The sequence below is a fragment of the Ensifer sp. ENS06 genome (assembly GCF_014852205.1).
Lineage (GTDB): Bacteria > Pseudomonadota > Alphaproteobacteria > Rhizobiales > Rhizobiaceae > Ensifer > Ensifer adhaerens.
In genome coordinates this window covers 139,636-154,960 of record NZ_JACVBC010000016.1, presented here as the reverse complement: position 1 = coordinate 154,960, position 15,325 = coordinate 139,636, and the positions used below count along the sequence as shown (strand labels likewise).

At 62.6% G+C, this 15,325-nt stretch carries 16 protein-coding genes; 2 read left to right on the top strand and 14 right to left on the bottom strand.

What is annotated here, in order from left to right:
- The 6 genes from IB279_RS32530 to IB279_RS32505 form a co-directional block, all read right to left on the bottom strand.
- Window positions 1-385, bottom strand: a 385-nt coding sequence (locus tag IB279_RS32530) for an aldehyde dehydrogenase family protein (RefSeq protein ID WP_192340579.1), incomplete at its 3' end; no start/stop codon positions are given.
- A gap of 177 nt (window positions 386-562) precedes the next feature.
- Window positions 563-2,179 carry an ABC transporter ATP-binding protein gene (locus tag IB279_RS32525; protein WP_113188499.1) on the bottom strand — a complete coding sequence of 539 codons (1,617 nt, stop codon included), beginning with the start codon at window positions 2,177-2,179 and terminating at the stop codon, window positions 563-565.
- Window positions 2,176-2,994: an ABC transporter permease gene (locus IB279_RS32520; RefSeq protein ID WP_060518987.1), complete on the bottom strand. Its 819-nt coding sequence runs from the start codon at window positions 2,992-2,994 to the stop codon at window positions 2,176-2,178. The genes IB279_RS32525 and IB279_RS32520 overlap by 4 nt, the downstream gene beginning before the upstream one ends.
- On the bottom strand, window positions 2,991-3,935 hold the full coding sequence (locus IB279_RS32515; RefSeq protein ID WP_034803329.1) for an ABC transporter permease: 945 nt from the start codon (window positions 3,933-3,935) through the stop codon (window positions 2,991-2,993). The genes IB279_RS32520 and IB279_RS32515 overlap by 4 nt, the downstream gene beginning before the upstream one ends.
- 15 nt (window positions 3,936-3,950) lie before the next feature.
- Complete coding sequence (locus IB279_RS32510; protein WP_113188500.1) at window positions 3,951-5,510, bottom strand: ABC transporter substrate-binding protein; 1,560 nt, start codon at window positions 5,508-5,510, stop codon at window positions 3,951-3,953.
- 137 nt (window positions 5,511-5,647) lie between these two features.
- Window positions 5,648-6,559, bottom strand: coding sequence for a GntR family transcriptional regulator (locus tag IB279_RS32505; RefSeq protein ID WP_060518991.1), 912 nt, complete (start codon window positions 6,557-6,559; stop codon window positions 5,648-5,650).
- A 131-nt stretch (window positions 6,560-6,690) separates the two neighbouring features.
- Between IB279_RS32505 and IB279_RS32500 the strand changes: the two genes are divergently transcribed.
- Both IB279_RS32500 and IB279_RS32495 read left to right on the top strand, forming a co-directional pair.
- A complete protein-coding gene (locus IB279_RS32500; protein ID WP_060518993.1) occupies window positions 6,691-7,809 on the top strand; it encodes a C45 family peptidase in 1,119 nt (372 codons plus the stop codon).
- A 57-nt stretch (window positions 7,810-7,866) separates the two neighbouring features.
- Window positions 7,867-9,195 (top strand): aminotransferase class III-fold pyridoxal phosphate-dependent enzyme, encoded by a 1,329-nt coding sequence (locus tag IB279_RS32495; protein WP_060518995.1) that lies wholly within the window; start codon window positions 7,867-7,869, stop codon window positions 9,193-9,195.
- A 258-nt stretch (window positions 9,196-9,453) separates the two neighbouring features.
- Here the strand turns inward: IB279_RS32495 and IB279_RS32490 are convergent, their stop codons facing one another.
- From IB279_RS32490 to IB279_RS32455, 8 genes are all read right to left on the bottom strand, one after another.
- The gene (locus IB279_RS32490; protein ID WP_162741236.1) at window positions 9,454-10,395 is read right to left on the bottom strand and encodes a carbohydrate kinase family protein; all 942 of its coding nucleotides are present in this window, start codon (window positions 10,393-10,395) and stop codon (window positions 9,454-9,456) included.
- Complete coding sequence (locus tag IB279_RS32485; protein WP_113188502.1) at window positions 10,392-10,901, bottom strand: ureidoglycolate lyase; 510 nt, start codon at window positions 10,899-10,901, stop codon at window positions 10,392-10,394. Before IB279_RS32485 ends, IB279_RS32490 begins: the two co-directional genes overlap by 4 nt.
- On the bottom strand, window positions 10,898-11,638 hold the full coding sequence (locus IB279_RS32480) for a BtpA/SgcQ family protein (protein ID WP_034803342.1): 741 nt from the start codon (window positions 11,636-11,638) through the stop codon (window positions 10,898-10,900). Before IB279_RS32480 ends, IB279_RS32485 begins: the two co-directional genes overlap by 4 nt.
- A 1-nt stretch (window position 11,639) precedes the next feature.
- Entirely contained in the window at window positions 11,640-12,440 is an 801-nt protein-coding gene (locus tag IB279_RS32475; protein WP_162741238.1) for a GntR family transcriptional regulator, read from the bottom strand.
- Between the two features lie 22 nt (window positions 12,441-12,462).
- Window positions 12,463-13,323 (bottom strand): ABC transporter substrate-binding protein, encoded by an 861-nt coding sequence (locus tag IB279_RS32470; RefSeq protein ID WP_060519001.1) that lies wholly within the window; start codon window positions 13,321-13,323, stop codon window positions 12,463-12,465.
- A gap of 31 nt (window positions 13,324-13,354) precedes the next feature.
- Window positions 13,355-14,119, bottom strand: coding sequence for an amino acid ABC transporter ATP-binding protein (locus IB279_RS32465; RefSeq protein WP_060519003.1), 765 nt, complete (start codon window positions 14,117-14,119; stop codon window positions 13,355-13,357).
- The gene (locus IB279_RS32460; RefSeq protein ID WP_113188504.1) at window positions 14,116-15,042 is read right to left on the bottom strand and encodes an amino acid ABC transporter permease; all 927 of its coding nucleotides are present in this window, start codon (window positions 15,040-15,042) and stop codon (window positions 14,116-14,118) included. The genes IB279_RS32465 and IB279_RS32460 overlap by 4 nt, the downstream gene beginning before the upstream one ends.
- A gap of 94 nt (window positions 15,043-15,136) precedes the next feature.
- Window positions 15,137-15,307, bottom strand: coding sequence for a hypothetical protein (locus IB279_RS32455; RefSeq protein WP_162728724.1), 171 nt, complete (start codon window positions 15,305-15,307; stop codon window positions 15,137-15,139).
- Window positions 15,308-15,325: the final 18 nt, after the last annotated feature.

Genomic DNA, 15,325 nt, shown 5'->3' with positions numbered 1-15,325 from the left:
GCGGAATGATCTGGCCGTAGGCCCGCTTTCCCTCCTCGGCGAACCACTCGATGATGTCGGCGGCGCCAAGGATCTCGCCCTTCGACTGGGCAAGCGGTTTGCCTTGCTCGCGCGTCATCAGAAAGGCGATGTCGCCGGCCCGTTCGCGCAGCAGGGCGGCTGCCGACCGCATCACCTGGGCGCGGTCGAAGGCGGAGGTTGCCCGCCACGTCTTGAAGCCCTTCTCGGCGGCCGCAAGCGCCTCATTGAGGTCTTCCACTTCGGCCCAGGCCACCTGGCCGATCGTTTCCTCGTTGGCCGGGTCGATGACGGGAATGGTCTTGCCGGAACGCGCCGGCCGCCAGGCGCCGTCGATATGAAGCAGGATGTCTGGATAGTGAGCCATGGGAAACCCTTTACTGAATGAAGTTCGCCGCTTTGAGCGCGATGCCGTAGGATCAGGTCAATGGGGAACAGGTCGCCTGGCCAGGCGACCTTGACTGGAAAGCGATGCGGCCACCGGGTCCCAAGCCGAAGGCGCCAGGCGCGACGACTTAAGTTTTTGTGGCGCGAGCAGCTCCCGTCAAGCGGCGCGCCAGACGAGATCGATGCCTCCGCCGGCCGCCGGGGTCAGCATCGGTACGGCAGACAGGAGCTTGCGCGTATAGGCCGAGGATGGGCGGTCGAAGATCTCGTCGCGGCTGCCCTGTTCTTCGATAACGCCCTTGTGCATGACCACAACTCTATCGGCGATCTGCTCTACGACGCCCAGGTCATGGGAGATGAAGAGGCATGCAAAACCTTGTTCTCGCTGCAGTTTGCTCAAAAGGGTGAGGATCTGTGCCTTTACGGTCAGGTCGAGCGCTGAGACCGCCTCGTCGGCGATGACAAGGTCGGGCCGGCGAGCAAGCGCGCGGGCGATGGCGGCACGTTGCCTTTGCCCACCGGAGAGTTGATGCGGAAACCGCTCGGCGAATTGCGGAGCGAGACCCACTTCGGCGAGCACCTCATCGACCCGCGCACGGCGGTCTGCGGCGCGCATCGATTTTTCGTGCCGGAGCGGCGCTGCCACGATGTCGCGGATCCGCATGCGCGGATCGAGCGAAGAGTAGGGATCCTGAAACACCATCTGGCAATTGGCGCGGTAGTCGGCGAAGCCGTTGCTTTTGCGATTGACCACCTGTCCGCGGAAGGTAAGCGTGCCCTCATCCGGTTGCAGCAGCCCGGCGATGATGCGGCCAAGCGTCGTCTTCCCGGAGCCGGAACCTCCGACCAGCGTGACGATCTCGCCAGGATGGATATCGAGATCGATGCCATGCAAGACAGGCTTTGCGCCCGTGCCGCTGCCGTAGGCAAGCTTCATATTTCTGACGCTGGCGAGCGGAGCATTCGGTGCGACTGCACGCGCCGGCACGCGGCGCGGCAGGGCCGAAAGAAGTTTCCGGGTGTAGTCGTGCCGCGGCATGCGGAGGAGTTCGGCCGTTGTCCCTTCCTCGACGCAGACACCCTTCTGCATGACCAGCACGCGATCGGTATATTGCGCCACCATCGCCATGTCGTGGCTGATCAGCACCATCGCGGTGCCTTTCTCTTCGACCAGCGCATGCAGCAATTCCAGCACGTCACGTTGCACGACGGCGTCGAGTGCGGTCGTCGGCTCGTCCGCGATCAAGAGCGCCGGTTCGAGCAGCATGACGGAGGCAATCATGATGCGCTGCCGCATGCCACCGGAAAACTCATGCGGGAAGGCACGGACGGCTGCGTCCGGATCGGCAATGCCGACACGTTTCAGCATCGCCAGGATTGCGCTTTGACGCGCTGACGCGTCCATTGTCGTGTGCAGCGCCAGACCTTCCTCCATCTGGCGGCCGATGGTGAGCGCCGGATTGAGCGAGGTCATCGGCTCCTGGAAGATGAGCCCGATGCTCTTGCCGCGCAGCTTACGCAGGTCGTCCGGCGCAAGCCCGCTCATATCGCGGCCGGCAAACCGGACGCAGCCCCCGCGCCTGACGATCCCGGGCGGCAGAAGGCCGATGACAGCGCGCATCAACATCGACTTGCCCGAACCGGATTCGCCGACGATGCCAATGCGTTCGCCAGCGCGAAGAGTGAGGCTGACGCAATCGACGACGGGTGGTGCCATCGCAGCCGAGGTGCCGAGCACGAGTTGCTCGACGGTCAGGAGTGCTAGCTGGGTCATTGCGTGCCTCTCATTTTCGGATCGAGCCTATCCCGCAGCGCATCGCCAAGCAGATTGATCCCGAGCAACGCAACGGAGATGCAAAGGCCCGGAAAGATTGCAAGCCAGGTCGCCTGGGCGAGGTAGGGGCGGGCAGCGGCCAGCATGTTGCCCCAGGTCGGGGCCGGTGGCGGCACGCCGAGGCCGAGGAAGGAAAGCGCGCTTTCAGATAAAAGTGTCCACCCGAACATCGACGTTGTCAGGACCGTCAGCGGCGCGATGCAATTCGGCAGGATATGGCGCAGCAGCGTGTAGATCTCGGAATCGCCTGCAATCCGGGAGGCGTCAATGAATTCCTTCTCCCGCAACGAAAGCACTGTGCCCCGAACGATCCTTGCTACGGACGGCGTGTAGGCAATGCCAAGCGCCAGCACGATGCCGAATTTGTTGGCGCCGAAGATCGCAAGCAGCCCAAGCGCAAGCAGGATGCCGGGAAAGGCGAGCAGGGCATTGGTGACGGCGACGAGCACCCGATCGGTCCAACCGCCGACATAGCCTGAGATGGCGCCAAGCGCGGTGCCGAGCACAGTTGCGATCGCGACCGTGGCAAGGCTGACGATGCCGCTCGCCGACGCGCCGAGCATCAAGCGGGAAAGCACGTCGCGTCCGAATTCGTCGGCGCCGAGCAGATGCCGGGCCGAGGGGCCGGCGAGGCGTGCCTTCATGTCGAGCGCCATCGGATCATAGGGCGTCCAGACGGAGCCCAGGCAGGCGACGATCACGAAGGCGCCGACGAACAGGCCGCCAACCAGCGCATTGGCAGAAAGGGTCTTCATGTGATTTTCACTCGCGGATCAAAGAGCGGGTAGCACAGGTCGACGATCAGGTTGACCAGCACGTAGATGACCGCGATGAAGAGCAGGCATCCCTGAATGACCGGATAGTCGCGGCCGAAGATCGCATCGACGAGGAGCCGCCCGAGACCCGGGATCGTGAACACGGTTTCGACGACGGCGATACCGCCGAGCATGTTGCCAAGCACCAGGCCGATCAGCGTCAGCGTCGGCGCAAAGGCGTTGGGGAACACATGGCGCCACAGCACCGTTCGCTCGGGCAGGCCCTTGGCGCGCGCATGAGTGATGTAGTCGAGCCTGAGAACTTCGAGCGCCGAGGCGCGGGCCATGCGCAGAAGCACGCCGATCTCGTGTAGGAAGAGCGTGAGGATCGGCATCAGCACATAGAGCAGCCCGCGGCTCGGGTCTTCGGCGACGGAGACGTAGCCGACCACCGGCAACCATCCGAGCTTGAGGCCGAAGATGAGCAGAATGACGAGACCGAGCCAGAAGGTCGGGATCGACAGAAGCAACGCGGCGATCGACACAAGGGTGAAATCAAGTCTGGAGTTCTGGCGGAGGGCGGCGATGAAGCCGGCCGGAACGGCGACCAGCGAGGCAAGGGCGACGGCAACGAGGACGATGCCGGCGCTGACCTTGAAACGCTCGATGATGAGATGGGTCACCGGCTCCTTCGTGGTGATCGACGTCCCGAAATCGCCCTGCAGGACGCTGGTCAGCCAGATCGCAAACTGCGTCAGGATGTTCTTGTCGAGTCCAAGGTCCGAGCGCAAGGCAGCGACACTTTCCGGCGACGCCATGTCGCCGAGCAGCAATGCTGCCGGGTCGCCCGGAACAAGGCGTATCAGGAAGAAGACGACAACGGCGACGAGGAAAACCGTCGGAACGGCCATTCCTATCCGCGAAAGGATGAAGCGCAGCATCTCGAGCGAACTCTCTTACTCGGCGATCGTGACTTCCCACGCCCTTGGCATGGAGAAGATCGAGGCCGCGTAGTTCTGGACGTGTTTCTGGTAGGCCGAAGCCTCGAGCCCGTTATAGAGCATGATGAAGGGCACGGTTTCCAGGAAGCGCGTATGTAGCTCGTCGAAAAGCTCCTGGCGCTTGGCCGGGTCGGAATAACGCACGGCGTCGGCGAGCATGGCCTGCGCGTCCGGATCGTCCCAGACCTTGCGCGGCTCCTTGTCCTTGTTGCCCATGACGGAGTCCATGGTCAGTGCGGGGTCGTAGCGTCCCGAATAGGGAAACACCATCGCCGTATAGTTGCCGCTCTGATATCGGTCGAGTTGTGCCGCCCACTCCAGCACTTCGAGTTCAGCGGTTATTCCGACCTGCTGCAGCATTGCCTGTGCCACGATTGCCGCGTCGTAGGTGTTGGAGTAGCGCGTATTGGCGATGAGTTTGATCGGCTGGCCGTTGTAACCGGCTTCCTGCAGCAGCGCCTTTGCCGCCGCGGGATCGTAGCTGTAGCCCTGGGTCTGGGCTGGGGAGTGGTATTTTGAGGTCGGCGGTATCAGCGAGTTGTTGGCCTTTCCGAGACCGAGCGTAATTCCCTCGACCATGGTCTTGGTGTCAAGAGCCATGGCGATGGCCTTGCGGATGCGCATGTCCTTGAGCAGCGGATCGCGCGTCTGCAACAGGAGCGCGACGATGCCGGGATTGGTCGCCAGCGAAACGGCGGTATCGGCGTTCTGCTTGAACTCCTCGACATCGGCATAGGGAACGTCCGGTACGATATCGATGTCGCCATTGAGCAACGCAGCCTTGGCGGAGGAGCGGTCGGGAATGACGGCGAAGCGGACGGCCTCGACAAGCGGACGCTTGGCGCCGGTGTAGCCGTCCCGCTTTTCTTCGCTGCGTACCGCGTAGTCGGCAAAGGCTTCGAGGTCGATGAATTCGCCCTTACGCCATTCTTTGTACCGGAAGGGACCGGTGCCGACAGGCACGTTGAACGAGCCGTCGGCGTTAAACGATGATTTGTCGAGTATGCCGGTCATGCCGCAGTCGGTTCTGGCAAGCGTTGCCTGAAAGAGGGCGTTCGGCTTTTCGAGCTTGAAGACGACGGTTTTGTCGTCGGGTGCCGTGACCGATACGACATGGGCGGCGCCGCCCGCGGCAAAGTCGTTGCGGCATCGCCATTTTGTAGCTTCGTCCATGTAGCGGTTCCAGTTCCAGACGACGTCGGCCGAAGTCAGCACGTTGCCATTATGGAACTTGACGCCATCCCTGAGCTTAAACGTGTAGGTCAGGTCGTCGTCCGAGACAGCGACCTCCTTGGCAAGCAGCGGCTTTACCGAGGCGTCCTCGCTATATGCAACGAGACCCTCGACTATGTGCAACACGACGGCGTCGCTGTTGGCGTCTCGGTTGACGCCCGGATCAAGGCTGCGGATGTCGGCATTGAGTGCGATTTTCAGCGTTTCTGCTGCGGCCGGGCCGCAGGCCAAGGTCAGCGCTAGTGCTGCGGCCGACGCGGCCAGTCTCTGTCTACGGTTCACCTCAGTTCTCCTCTTTGTGGTCTGCCCGGTTTTCCGGTTGAGCGAATTGTGCCTTTTGTTTGATCATAATGCAATACGAAAAATCGCAAACCTTCTCGGCCTCCCCAAAAGGGGGGTAAATGCGCTCTCGGCAGGCGTTATCTTTCGCTGCGGATCCGGTCCTCGACTTTCTGCAGCGTCGATTCAAGGTGGCGCCGCAGCGCAAGCTGGGCGAATTCGATCTCGCCGGAGCCAATATACCGGAGGATCTGGATGTGCTCCTTCAGCGACCTCTCCATGCGCTCGGGCCGGAGCCGATCGAATACCGAGGACTCGCGCAGCAGTCTGAGGTCGTTCTGCATGCGCACGGATTGCAGGATGAAGCGGTTGCCGGACCAGGTGGCGAGTGTCTCGTGGAAGGAGGCGTTCAGTTTTAACCAGCTGTCGCGGCTGATGCTGCCGGCGGCATTGATCTGGTCGAACATGCTTTCATGTTCGGCAATGAGGGCCTTGAGCGCATCCGGATCGGCGCGGTAGTTCGGCTCGGCAAGGCCTGCAAGCTCGATCGCGATGCGAAAACGATAGCTTTCGGCCAGGCTTTCTGCGCTGTCGAGCGAATCGACAAACGCCCATCCGTGGCCGCGCTGGCGGTGAATGAGGCCCTGGGAGGATAATTGCGTCAACGCCTTGCGGATCGTCCCGCGCGCAATGCCGTAGCGTTCCGTCAGCTCATTTTCCGACACTTCCTGCGGAATGGTGCCGACAGAGCGGTCGCGCAGGATCTGCTGCTTGAGGCGCTCCGTTTCGCTCTCACTGAATGTCTCGATGTAGGTGCCGTTGCCGAGATCGGTGGCGGCGACAAAGCCTTTGTTGGGGATGAGGCGCACGAGATCCTTGGTCGCAAGGATTTCGAGAGCGGCCCGCATCGGTGTGCGCGATACGCCAAACATTGTTGCCAGGGTCTTCTCGACAATCGGATGACCTGCCCGCCAGCCTTCTTTTTGTGCCTGAAGCAGGATCTGCCGGGCGATGTCGATCTGCAAAGCGCTCGGGGTGCTTACCGTGCTCATCAACTGGCTCCAGGGTCTGGTCGGTCTTTGGGGTGCGCTTCTGACATAGCTGTTCGATTTCCTCTGGACAATTCCTTGTGATAGTGCATTTTAACGACACAAAACGCAACATAGAGTGAAAGAGAAGACAGATGACCGCCGCACCGTTTCCGTTCGTTTCGATCTCAGGAACTCCGCTCGAGCGCGGGCGTCAGTATGGGCAGCAGGCGAAGGACCGTGTGCGTCGCAGCGTCGAACTGTATGCTGGTCGGCTTGCGACGCTCGGGGTCTTGCCCGACGACCTGAAGTCGATCGTTGCCGGCTATGTACCGCTCATCGAGGCATTCGACCCAAACTTCGTGGTGGAGATGAAGGGTATCTCCGAAGGTGCGGACTTGCCGTTCGAGCACGTCGTCCTCATCAATGCCCGTACTGAGATCCTTGCGAGGGCACGAAGGACCCAGGCTGCGAGGGCTGAGCATTCCGGCGACGGCTGCACCGGTGTCGTTGTCCTGCCTGAGCGCAGCGCCACGGGAGAGCTCGTGCACGCGCAGAACTGGGACTGGATGGCAGAATGCGCGGAGACGGCGATCGTCTTGCGCGTCAAGCCGGATGAAGGTCCGTCCTATCAGACGTTCACGGAGGCCGGTGGCCTTGCACGCAGCGGCATGAACGACAAGGGCATCGCCGTCACGGCAAATTATCTCGAGAGCGACCGCGACTTTGCCGGCGACGGCGTGCCGCTAGCACTCATCCGGCGCATGGTCCTGCAACAGGAACATCTGGCGATGGCCATGCGTGCCGTTGCCGGAACGAGGAAGTCGGCGTCGAACAACATCATCGTGAGCCACAAGGATGGCTTTGCCGTCAGCTTCGAATGCGCACCGGACGAAGCGTTCAACATCTATCCGGAAAACGATCTCATCGTGCATGCCAACCATTGGCAGAGCCAAACGGCGCTTCTGAAATTGCGTGAGCAGGCTCATTCAAGCTGGTCGGACAGTTTTTACCGCGACTGGCGCGTTCGCCGCATTCTCGAAAAGTCCGACAAGATCGGCGTCGCCGAGGTCAAAGCCGCGCTTTCTGACAAGTTTGGTTATCCCTACGCCGTCTGCCGTCCGCCGCATCGTTCGTCCCGCGGCCATGTCTCGGCGACAGTCGCGACCATCGTGATGCGGCCGGCGGCAGGTGAAATGGAACTCGCGGTGCTGCCGGCCGACAATCCGAGCTTCAAGAGCTACCCGACCTATCGCGACGAAATTGCCGCTTGAACCTTGGTCGCCGTCGCCTCGCGCGCGCCCTGCCCATTCACAGAAGGTCCACATGCCATGGATACGCTCACCACGCCCGGCCCGAACAACCTTGATGCCTACTGGATGCCATTTACGGCCAACCGGGACTTCAAGGTGAATGCTGAATTCATCTCCCGTGCCGAAGGGCTCTACTACTTCACCAGCGGCGGCCACCGCCTGCTGGACGCTATCGCCGGGCTTTGGTGCGTCAACGTTGGCCATGGCCATCCGCGCATCGTGGAGGCGATCCAGAAACAGGCGGCGCGGCTGGACTTCGCATCCTCGTTCGGCCTCGGGCATCCGCTGGTCTTCGAATATGCCAACCGGCTAACGTCGATTGCGCCAGAAGGCATGAACCGCGTGTTCTTCACCAATTCCGGCTCGGAAGCGGCCGATACCGCGCTCAAGATCGCGCTTGCCTACCATCATGCGAGGGGTGAAGGGCAGCGCCAGCGCATCGTCGGGCGTCAGCGCGGTTATCACGGCGTCGGTTTCGGCGGCCTGTCGGCTGCGGGCATGGGCCCGCACAAGAAGCAGTTCGGCATGCTCTTGCCCGGCACGGTGCATTTGCCGCACACGCATGATCCGGCGAAGAACGCCTTCAGCCGCGGTCAGCCGCCGCACGGGGCAGAGCTGGCCGATGCGCTTGAGCAGATGATCGCGACCTACGATGCATCGACGATTGCTGCCGTCATCGTTGAGCCGGTCGCGGGATCGACCGGTGTTCTCGTTCCGCCGGTCGGCTATCTCGAGCGGCTGCGCGAACTCTGCACGCGCCACGGCATCCTGTTGATCTTCGACGAGGTCGTCACCGGTTTCGGTCGGCTCGGCCATGCTTTCGCGGCCGACCGCTTTTCGGTAAAGCCCGATCTACTGATGGTGGCAAAGGGCATGACCAATGGCGCGGTTCCGATGGGCGGCGTCATTGCCAGCGATCGCATCTACGATGCGATTACCTCAAAGGCGGCACCAGGTACGGTCGAACTCTCCCACGGTTATACCTATTCCGGCCATCCGCTGGCGGCCGCCGCCGGATTGGCGGCGTTGGACGTTTATGTTTCCGAGGGGATTTTCGAGCGGGCAGCGAGGCTCGAACCGCACTGGGAGCAATGTGCGCACAGCCTGAAGGGGCTGCCCGGTGTCGTCGACATCCGCAACCTCGGTCTGCTTGCGGGCATCGAGCTTGGCGAAAACGCCGCCGTCGGCAAGACACTCGCCAAGAAGGTCTATGAATTCTGCTTCGAACGCGGCGTGCTCATTCGTCCGGTCGCAAACACGATCGTCTTGTCGCCGCCTCTGACGATCGGCAAGGACGAGGTCGAAACGATATATGCGACCATCGCCGCAGCCCTTCGAGCAAACTGATATCGCAAAGCTGACACACCAACGGGCTCGAGGAGTGTCCTGCGGCTCGATCGCCGCGTGCTACCTTCGATGGCCTTCTGCGCCCGGCCTCCCGCCGATGCCGCACGACCAGACGGTGGGCCGGTACGCGTCGTGATCGATGCAAACGGCGACGGGAAATCCGGGTAGGTGCGCCCCGTGATCGGCCAAACGCTTGTGTTTGTCATGGTTCGGGAGAACCGCAGGGCCTGCGGTTCGTGTGCGCTCCATGAGGCCAGTTCAGCGATCCTGGTGGCGGTGCCGCCGGCGCCAGGCAAGGACATCTTCGGGTGTCGCCTTGCCTGCGCGCGGGCCATGGATGGTGACGGCGCGCGAAGCGGCCGCGACTGCGAAGTCGAGCGCCTCCTCGAAGCTCTGGTCCTGCGACAGGCACCAGGTGAGCGTTCCACCAAAGGTGTCGCCGGCACCAGTCACGTCGACGACTTTCAAAGTAAAGCCGGGCACGCGCAAGACCGTTTCATGGTTGCGAGCCTCCGCGCCGTCGGCGGCCAGCGTCCGCACCACTCGGTCGATTTGGTGCTCTCGCATCCAGTCGCCGATGAGGTTGATGTCGTCGTGGCCGAAAGCGGTGTGGAAACCGATCTGGTTGAAGATGACGACAGTCGCGCCGGTCAGATAGGGCATGTCCTCGGGCGTGCAGCCGCCGACGTCGAGATCGAAGATCGCCCGGCGCCCGTTGGAATGCAGGTCCCTGAGGAGATCGGCTTGCTTCAGAACGCCGTTTTGCGTCTTGGCGTGCAGACGGCGGACGCGATAGAGCGTGGTGTAGAGGTAACCCGGCTGGCGCAACGCTTTCAGACTGGCGCCTGAAAGCCACATCGGCTGCTCGCCCATCTCGACGGTGAGCACGATGTGCTCGCCCTCGACGAGGAAGATGAAGTTGCGCGATTCCGGAATGGCCGGATCGATCAGCATGTGATCGACGCCGACGCCATTTTGCCTGAGATCGGCGATCAGGCGCTCGGACAATGGGCTGTCGTTGAGCAGCGATATGAACTGCGTATCGCCGCCAAGACCGGCGTGCACGACGGCGGCGTTGGCGATGGAGCCGCCGGCTTCGGCCGGAAGCTCCTTGACCATGCCCTTGTCGGCGCGGCCGGGCCAGCGGTCGGCGGTGTAGTATTCGTCGAGGGCGACATCGCCAATGAAGAATGCAGTCATAAGGTTAGTCCCGCGCCCGCTGCCGCCGACACCTTTATCGGACCGCCCGAAACTGCTACCCATGGGCTTTCGCCGAGGCCGCAGACGGCCATCCAGTAATAGGGTGCGGGGCCGGAAACGCCGCGGCAGGCATCGTGCCAGACATTGCGATCCATGACGACAGCCTGCCCGGGCGCGATGACGAAGGCTTCGATCTCGTCGCGATCAGGTGCTTCGCCATCCGACGCCGGCGCAACCGCAAGGACAACCGGTTCAGCGAGACAGAAGATCGCCTCTTCGGTCAGCGGGTGCCGCTCCATCGCGCGGCAGTCCCAGGGCGCTTGTCCGCCACGGGTGATGCCGAGATGACCGCGGCCGTCGATCAACGGCGTTTTCGTAAAGCCGTCGTTCCAGCCGTCGCCGACAGTCCAGACGACCTTGCCGTCCGTGTCACCGGTCAGGTCGTACACCCGGCCGTAGCGGGAAAAATTGTCCGGGGTCACCGGCCGGGCGTGGACGACGTTCATGCCGCACTCCTGATCGCGCGCACGACACGCATCAAGCCTGCGACATGGGCGGCTTCGACCCGGCCGGTGTCCTTGTGATCGTGCTTGAACCAGCTGCCGACGACGGCGCCGTCGGCCTGAGCCAATTGCTCGGTGGCGTTGGCTTCGGTGAGGCCGGCGCCGATCAGGAGCGGCGTCTCGCCACCGGTCGCAGCGCGGAATCGCGCCACCTTCTCCAAGTCGGTCGGCTGGCCGGTCGCGTCCGAGGTGACGACCAGCCCGTCGCAGCGCGACGCACCGATGCGCACGTCTTCCTCCTCCAGCCGGCCTGATAGGACCGGCTGGTACTTGAACCGGACACCACCGAGGAGCAGGGCCGTCACACCGTCGCGGCGGGTCTGAAGTTCGGTCGCAAAGGGGACGTCTGCTTCGGGCGGCAGGTGGCCAGCGACGGAATCCACCTGGATGAACGAGACCGGATAGGTCCGCGCGAGCGCGAAGGCGCGGGAGTCGTCGCGCAAGACGTTGACACCGATGCGCGTTCCGAGGTCGAGGTGGAAGATCCGCTCTAGCACCCGTTCGACATCCTCGGCATCGCCGAAATAGTTCTCGACCACCAGCCCATCGACGCCTTCGCCGGCCATGATGCGGGCTTCCTCTTCGGCCTGGGCAAGCTTGGCCTGAGCGCCGTCACCGGCAAGGTGCAGCATGCCGAGGATCGGTTTTTGGATGGTAAAGGTGTCGCCGAAGCGGCTCATGTCATGTCTCCTGCACGCCGTGCGGCGCGGTCTTGCGGCCCCAGCGCGTTGCAAATTTCATCTGGACTGCCGGCGAGTAGACGATCGACGTGCGCTCGACCAACCGGTCGTCCGCGTCGAGCACATCCCCGCTGGCGCAAAGGTAGCCCGGCACGTCCTGCGCCGGGGCAAAGACCTCCCGCAGGCGATCGGAAGCCGGCACGACGGTCAACAGCAGTTCCGAACGCAGGGGGTGACGGTCATAGTCGCGGCGCAACACCTCGTAGAGGGATTGCGACGCGAAGTCGTATCGATCAAGCCCGGGATAAAGGGCGAGATCGAGCTCGGACGTGTCGACGTTCAGCCATGTCACGCTGTCGCCGTTGGCAAGCCCGCGGGCGCGCACCAGCACGAGTTGGCCGTTGTCTGCCCGGTGCTCCAGCACCTGCGTCACCGGGCGCTGGCCCTGTTTTCGGGCAAGCTCCGTGAAGCTGCCGAAGTTCCAGATGTTGTGGCTGATCGGTCGGTGCGAGACGATTGTGCCGCGGCCGCGAACCTGCTGGACGAGGCCCTCCGAAACCAGAAGCGCCATCGCATTGCGCACAGTCGTGCGGGCAATGCCGAACTGGTCGCGCAACTGGTTCTCCGAGGGAATGGCTTCACCTTCGGAAAAGTCGCCGCTCAGGATCGCGGCGCGCAGCGCCCGATAGAGCTGCCGGTAAAGCTGCTCGCTCGAATAGAGATCGAGGCGCAGCCGCGACAGTCGATCGTCAGGGCGTTCGCCCGTTGCGGTTGAGGCGTCTGGCATAGGGGGATGGGTCAAGGCAGGCTCCGGCGCGGTTCTGTTACTTCGTGGCTCCGTTTATCTTGAACTCCTCGACACCCGCCTGTTTCAAGCCGTAGCGGTCGAGGATCTGTGCATAAGTGCCGTCGGCTTTCATGGCGTCGAGCGCGCCCTTGATTGCATCGCGCAGTTGCGTGTTGGCCTTTGCAAGGGCAATGCCGTAGTGGTTGATCTCGCCAACCTCACCGATCTGGTAGAATTTGTCCGGCTCCTGCTTCATCAGGTCGAGCAGTCCTTCAAGGCCGATGACGGAAGCCTGGGCACGCCCCTGGCGGATCTGCATGATGTGCTCGGCCTGGGTCGGGATCTGAATGACGGTGATCAGCTTGTCGGCCGGGCAGATGGATTTGCCAAGGTTTTCCGCCCAGGTGACCCAGCTGGTTCCGGTCGCGACCGCAACCGTCTTGCCGCAGAGGTCGGCCTCGGCCTTGATCTCACCCTGGTGGTCGGCGGTCGAATAGAAGACGTTGCCGGTCTTGAAGTAGTCGATGAAGTCCAGTTGCGTCTGGCGTTCCACCTTGTCGGAGAAGGCGGTCATAATCAGGTCGGAGCGGCCGGTGACCACTTGCGGGATCAATTGCGGGAACTCGACGTTCTGGAATTCCGCCGTCAGGCCGAGGCGCTCGGCGATCGCCTTGGCAAGATCGATGTCGAAGCCTTTCAGTTCGGTCGAGCCGGCGTCGCTGTATTCCATCGGCGGATAGGCAAGGCTGATCGTGACGTTCAGCTTGCCGGTGTCGCGCACGGCATCCGGCAGGGCGGCGGCCAGCTTCTCGTCGGCGGCATGGGCAGCAGCCCCTGCGGCAAGGCTGATGAAGGTGGCGGAGGCAAGCGCCAGAGCCATCGGCAGCAATCGTTTCATTTCCTGTTCTCCCTTTTTTGAACTCTTGTCGTCAGGCAAGCACGCGGCTCAGAAAACTGCGCACACGCGCATCACCGGGGTTGCTAAGGACCTGTTGAGGTGCGCCGTTCTCGCGGATTTCGCCGTCGATCATCACCACGACGCGGTCGGCGACTTCTCTTGCGAAGCCGATTTCGTGGGTGACGACGATCATCGTCGTGCCGCCGCGCGCCAGATTGCGCATCACCTCCAGCACCTCACCGACGAGCTCCGGATCGAGCGCGCTGGTCGGCTCGTCGAAGAGCATGACGCGCGGTTCCATGGCGAGCGCCCGCGCGATTGCCACGCGCTGTTTTTGGCCACCGGAAAGCTGCGACGGGTAGCTCGATGCCTTGGCCGCCATGCCGACCTGCTCGAGCAGGGCCATGGCGCGGGCTTCGGCCTCGGCGCGGCTGAGACCGCGCACCACCATCGGTCCCTCGGTGACGTTGCCGAGCACGGTGCGGTGCGCAAACAGATTGAAGTGCTGGAACACCATGCCGAGCTGGCTCTGCTGGGCGCGCAGTCGCTTGACCGGCAATTCCTGCAGCGCGCCGCGGTTGAGCTCGTAGCCCATGATCGCGCCGTCCACCCACACGTAGCCGCCATTCGGTGTTTCCAGGTGATTGATGCAGCGCAGGAACGTGCTCTTGCCGCTGCCCGAGGGTCCGAGGATGCAGAGAACCTCGCCATAGGCGACGTCCAGGTCGAGACCCTTCAGCACCTCGTGATTGCCAAAACTCTTGCGGATACCGACCGCTTTAACTGCAAGTGTCATGCTTCACCCGTGACGGCCGGACGACGCGCCCAGGCTTTGAACCAGCGGCGTTCGGTGGTTGTCGTTGCGGCATCGCGGCCGAAGTGGCGTTCGAGATAATACTGGCCGATGGACAGAACCGTGGTTCCGGCCAGATACCAGACGGCGCAGACAAACAGCAGTTCGATGACGGCGCCGTTGATGAAGTAGATGCGCTGGGCCGCGTTCAGCATCTCGCCCATGGCGATGGTGGCGGCGAGCGAGGAGAACTTCAGCATGCCGATCGCGCTGTTGCCGAGCACGGGCAGGATCAGCCGAAGGGTCTGCGGCAGGATGATGCGCCGCATCGTCTGCCCGGGCGTCATGCCGAGAGTGTGGGCCGCCTCCTTCTGACCCTTGTCGACCGAACCGATACCGCCGCGCACGACTTCCGTGAGGTACGACCCTTCATTGACGCCGAGACCGAGAACCGCGGCGACGAAGGGTGTCACCACATCGACCATGCGGGCGTCAATAAGACCTGGGATGTAGAGCTTCGGAAAGATCAGCGCGATGTTGAACCAGATGAGAAGCTGGAGCAGCACCGGTGTACCGCGGAAGATCCAGACATAGAGCCAGGCGGCAAAACGCAGGATCGGGTTTTCCGAGAGCCGCATGATGCCGAAGGCAAAGCCGAGCAGCACGCCGAGCACCAGCGCGCAGGCCGAAATGAGCAGCGTCCAGCCGAAACCGGTGATGATGACACCGGCCGTCAGAAACTCGCCGACCACCCTCCACTGGATCTGCCCGACGGCGAAGGCGCGTCCGATCACCGCCAGAAGCAGGATGACGAGACCGCCGCTGATCCAGCGTCCGGGGTGTTTCAGCCGGCGAATGACGACATCGGGAGCGGGAAGATCCGACAACGACAGTGCGGGACTTGGTTTTGACTGAGACTGGTGCATGGCATCCAATTGTAGGGTTAGGCCTACAACTTGATACTGGCGCGGCCTGAGGGAGTCAAGCGGCCCCCTCGGGTATATTTGAGGGTTTGCATGTTTAGCTGCTTGGGGAATTGCGCAGGCGGTTCGGTTTTCCCGACGGCACTTCAAGAAACGTCGGCTGCTGGTAGCGGCGCTTTTGCGGCGACTGTTCAAAAGTCAGATTGAGCAACGGCGTTGTCAGCTGCCGGCAATCGAAATTGCTCCAGTGGTCGGTCTTGCGGAACAACGGTCGGGGTTTGGTTTC